The organism is Methylocaldum sp., from assembly GCF_039794385.1.
Lineage (GTDB): Bacteria > Pseudomonadota > Gammaproteobacteria > Methylococcales > Methylococcaceae > Methylocaldum.
In genome coordinates, this window is the sequence record NZ_JBDIVO010000449.1 from 1 (window position 1) to 3189 (window position 3189).

Below are 3189 nucleotides of genomic sequence, written 5' to 3' on the forward strand. Positions count from 1 at the left end.
ACAAACCCTTTTGAAATTGCACCCGGTTCATAGGCATGGGACACCCCGCTTGTGATAGATGCCCATAGTCTAAGGACCCTAGCGGCTCACTATGTGAGCCTGTACTGAACTTCGTCGCTAATCAGGTTGGGTTTTGACCGGAGTTTTTTCTTTGGGTAGAGTCGGTACGGGCCTAAAGGGATTTTGGAGGCGTTATGCGTTTCGTGTTTTTAGCTGTGTTGGGTCTGATCGGTGGATGTGCGTCGGATCCGGCGGTGCGGCAGCAATTAGCCGGGGCGGTTCAGGCTCGGTGTTTGGCCGAATCCAAGAAGTATATCGAGGCAGGCGTGGAAAAGGACTACTTCACGCGATGCGTCGATAGTCGGTTGTCGGCTCTGGGCGAAGAACCGATCTATGATCCCGGTTTTGAGGAGCGATGGCCGGAGTTCGAGAATCCTACGACCGGCCGAGCTCTCCAGGAGAGATAGGCCGATTCTCGACCGCCGCCACTTGGGCGGTTGCACTGATAGCGGGTGTCGGGCGTTCGTTGTTTGACTGTTGCTCCGTCATTGGCTCGGGTTAGGCGGGGCGGATGACGTGACCATCCGGGAACGCGCAAAGCACGACGGGTTTGGTGAGCATCGCATCGAACCGGCCACGTTCCTTGAGGGGCTTCCGCGCGCCGTAACCCACCGGGCCAAGCCGCGGAACCGGTGGGTTACGGCGCGTAGAGAGTCCGTGGTCACGGAACCGTTCGTGGCGGTGCGCGCCTAATTCCAAATCGCTTTCAATAAGGCATTAATTTTCGTAGGGTGGGTTAGGCCGCGAGGCCGTAACCCACCGAGCGACCTCGAATCGGTGGGTTACGCTTCGCTAACCCACCCTACGATTAATGTTCACTCGAATGCCGAATGGAATAATCCATCCGACTCCGGACACAAGACTCGGAACCTTGCTCTTGTCCGTCAGCAAGGCTTCGCCTGGGACAGGGATTCGTCGCCTAGCGCCGATAGCGCGGTTCTGGCCAATTCGTTCCACTGGTCCCTCTGCCAATACTCGAGATAGCGCCTGAACTGGCGCTGGGTCGAAAGAATCGGGAAGGCATCGGGACCCAGCAGGCAGAGCATTTCACCGCAGAACTCCCTGATTTCCTGTTCCGCCTGGCTGGCGCTGAATTTTGGCGCGCCATAGGCAACACCCAGCAGGGCGAGTTCGGCGAGTGTGGCCAGCACATAGGCGCGCTCTTCGCCCGCGGTTTTGTAAAGCTGCCAATGGGCGAGCTGCCGGGCGGCGGCCCACCAGAGGCCGTAATCCTTCGCGAGCGACTTCCAAACCTCGGCACTGCCCGCCAGGACCGGCATCGCCAGCATGGAAAGATACTGCGTAATGGCCCACGGGTTGGAAGGCTCGATCTCCAATGCTTCGCGATAGAGATCACGAGAGGATGCATAGGCTTTCTTGCCTTTTTCCAGCTTCGCGCGGGTGACCTCGGCATCGCCGGTTTCGCTTGCCGCGATCAGAAAATAGGCGATTCCGATGCGCTTCTCGCTGGCGGCATTCATGCCGAGACGCTTGGCCTTTTGCGCAGGCGATTTCTCCGTGACGGGCTCGGCGCACCAGGCCTTGAGTTCGGCGCGGATCGACTCGCACAGAACTTCCAGTTCAGCATCCCGATCGGCGGGGTTGCGCGCCTCGGCGGCTCTCCGGCCGTCCGCGTTGGCGCCGACCAGTTCGTCTATCCGGTCGAACTTCACCTCGAGCCGGCTGCGGATGCGTTCGTCGCGGAAGGCGTCCACCTGCCGCTCGAAGTTCCAGGGCACGGTCGCGTAGCAGACGATGCTCGCCCAGTCATGGGTGCCGGGCGAATCGGTACGAAGCCGTTGGCGCAGGTCGTAGAGCACCCAGCGGGGATCGGTGCCGCTCAAAAGGCCGCTGTAGAGCACCTCGGCCGCGATCGAGGAGGCCCGCATCCAGAGGGGGAATTGCGAGGCGATGACCCAGGGAATGCCTGCCGCGTGGAGCTCGTGAGCGATGCTGCCGCCGGGTATCAGCACCGACTCGATGTTGCCGGAATCGCAGGTCGCGAGCGTGACCACGTTGGGGCGATATTTGGTTGTCCCGGAGGAGTCCCGCGCCGTGAGTACGATCGCCAGGCGTTCGCCGTCGACCACGTCGCCTTGCGCGGAATTGGAATCGCTGCACAGCATGACGCCGTAGTGGCGGTCGCCGGAGTTATTGATCGGCGCGCCGTGGGCCAGGATGTGCACGTAAGTGTACTGGGTGGTCGAGCAGGCTTCCCGAATCTGCTCCAGGCTGGCATTGGGCAGCACCGTCAGGATCTGCTTGACCTCCCGGATGCGTTCCTCGGGCGTGTCCTTGATCTTGATCCAGGGATCGATCGCTCGCCGGATCGCGTGCAAATGGTCTTGCGCCGGCACCGGCGGGAGGCCGCCGGGCGATGCGAACGCGAACAGGATGCGCGGAGGGCGGTTCCATTCGACCGGCAGCGGCCGTCCGCGCCGGACTTCCCGGGTCATCACGATAGGGGTGCGCGACTGCAGGAACAGGGGAGATCCGGAACCGGGGAAACCGTCCGGCGCGATAGCCGTTTCGAAAGGCACCATGCCCAGCTCGAAAGAGGACAGCGAAAGCCTGAGATGCACGAGTTTCCCGCCGTCGGCCCGCGGGTCGGACAGTTCCGAGAGCAGCGCCGGAACCTGTCCGAGCACCCGCCCGATCGCCTCGCCCATTTCCCGCATCTCGCTTTCGCGCTGCGAGGCGGCGACGGGGCTTCCGTCTATGTCGTACCGCAGGCGTTCGAGCCGGTTGAGCAGTTGCCGTTGCTCGAACGGCATGTGTACGGTCACCGGACCGTCGGCGCCGCACAGCGCGAGATACGGCGTCAGCGGCGACAACAATTGATTGTGCGCGGGGCCCGGCCTGAGCAGTTCGAGTTTGACGTTGCGAATTTCGCTCATCTCAGGGCCTCGCGAATTGTTCGATAACCCGCGGCTTGCCCGTGCCGTTTCCCTCGATATGGGTCAGACGGCCGACGACTTTTCCGTCTTCCAGCGAGATCGAGACAGCGCTGGTTTGGTCCATCACGAACGATTCGCCGCCGAATTTCGCCTTGTCGATGGCCGCCATCCCGCCGTCGGTCAGCGCCTCGTACACCGGCTTGAAAGAGGCCGTGTCCTTGAGCATGGCGTC

General features: G+C 62.0%; 2 protein-coding genes and 1 pseudogene. 1 reads left to right on the plus strand and 2 read right to left on the minus strand.

The window, feature by feature from the left end; all coding sequences use genetic code 11:
• Positions 1 to 194 precede the first annotated feature (194 nt).
• Positions 195 to 467 carry a hypothetical protein gene (locus tag ABJK70_RS22525; RefSeq protein ID WP_077730244.1) on the plus strand — a complete coding sequence of 91 codons (273 nt, stop codon included), beginning with the start codon at positions 195 to 197 and terminating at the stop codon, positions 465 to 467.
• Positions 468 to 944: 477 nt separating this feature from the next.
• On the opposite strand, the gene ABJK70_RS22530 is transcribed toward ABJK70_RS22525, so the two are convergent.
• Both ABJK70_RS22530 and ABJK70_RS22535 read right to left on the minus strand, forming a co-directional pair.
• Positions 945 to 2957, minus strand: coding sequence for a CHAT domain-containing protein (locus ABJK70_RS22530; RefSeq protein WP_347259203.1), 2013 nt, complete (start codon positions 2955 to 2957; stop codon positions 945 to 947).
• Position 2958: 1 nt separating this feature from the next.
• Positions 2959 to 3189: pseudogene (locus ABJK70_RS22535) on the minus strand (hypothetical protein); the annotation flags it as partial.